Origin of the sequence: Frisingicoccus sp. (assembly GCF_048388605.1) — a bacterium.
In the GTDB taxonomy this organism is placed as follows: Bacteria; Bacillota; Clostridia; order Lachnospirales; family Lachnospiraceae; genus Frisingicoccus.
The window spans coordinates 1-1,043 of record NZ_DBGCTU010000037.1; the positions used below are offsets into that span (position 1 = coordinate 1).

Genomic DNA, 1,043 nt, shown 5'->3' on the forward strand with positions numbered 1-1,043 from the left:
GTGTTCCGCCTCTGTTTCCGCTTTGCCACCCAAGAGGACCATCCGCAGGAAGTGCTGACCCTTTCCGCCACCCAATTATTCGAGCGAATGAAGTCCGCCCATCCTTCGGTCATGAGGGGTATGACCGCCTACAGCCTGAGCCGCATCCTGCCCCAGTTGGGCGAGCGGGTGCATACCGCCAAGGGGAATGTGTACCGGGTGGTGGCATGTGACAATAGCATGGCATTGGTAACCATTGAATAATCGATAAAATGCTGTCCGTCTTTATGTTAATCTTTCAGTTTATAAATAGCTAGAATCGGATTATCATCCGGTCCCATTGAGTCAATCAGTTCCAAGAGTTGCTGACGCTTTTCGGGGAATTTCACGTTCGTGGATTCGGACACTATCTTTCTGATTTCATCCCTATTGTCTTGGGTGATACAGATTGCAAACTGGTTTTCACTGATGTAATCCATTTTACGAAGGTGGTCGGAACAACCATCAATGTCGTTGATGATACCGGCAGCAGACCCGATTATCCATTCATAAGCCGGTGGAATTGGAAATGAAGCTTTTAGTCCTTCTGCATCTTGTTTCCATGTTTTTATCTCTTTACTTTTTTTGTCGTATCGGAAGAACCAAGCTTTTTGCTCCAATCCGAAACTGCCTAACAGACAGTCTTTGGTTTCCCAAAAACGATGAAATATAATATAATTTTTCCATTCGGCACTGACCTTTAGTTGAAGCGGACGTTTGTATTTTCCCAATGATAAGAAATATCTGGGGCGGATGGTGTCATCAAAAGCTGCATAGATGGTATCCGTGAAAAAAGAATAGACATTGGGATGATTCTTATAAGCCCATGCGACAGCGAAGCCTGTATTCGGTCTGTTTCTGTCATCAAATCCGGTATAATCCACATCAGGAGTTTGTTTTTGGATGATATTTCCATCAAAATCCTGAATACTCATATCGCACATTAAATATTTGCCATCCCAAACATCATAAAATGGAAAGTGGATTATCCTGTTGTTAACAATGTAATAATTCTCTGCAGCGGT

2 protein-coding genes are annotated in these 1,043 nt (G+C 43.3%); one reads left to right on the plus strand and one right to left on the minus strand.

Annotated features, from left to right (window positions below):
* The coding region (locus ACMN7X_RS09630) for a DUF3874 domain-containing protein (protein ID WP_418747254.1) at positions 1-243 on the plus strand (243 nt) is incomplete at its 5' end.
* Between the two features lie 26 nt (positions 244-269).
* On the opposite strand, the gene ACMN7X_RS09635 is transcribed toward ACMN7X_RS09630, so the two are convergent.
* The coding region (locus tag ACMN7X_RS09635) for a hypothetical protein (RefSeq protein WP_418747255.1) at positions 270-1,043 on the minus strand (774 nt) is incomplete at its 5' end.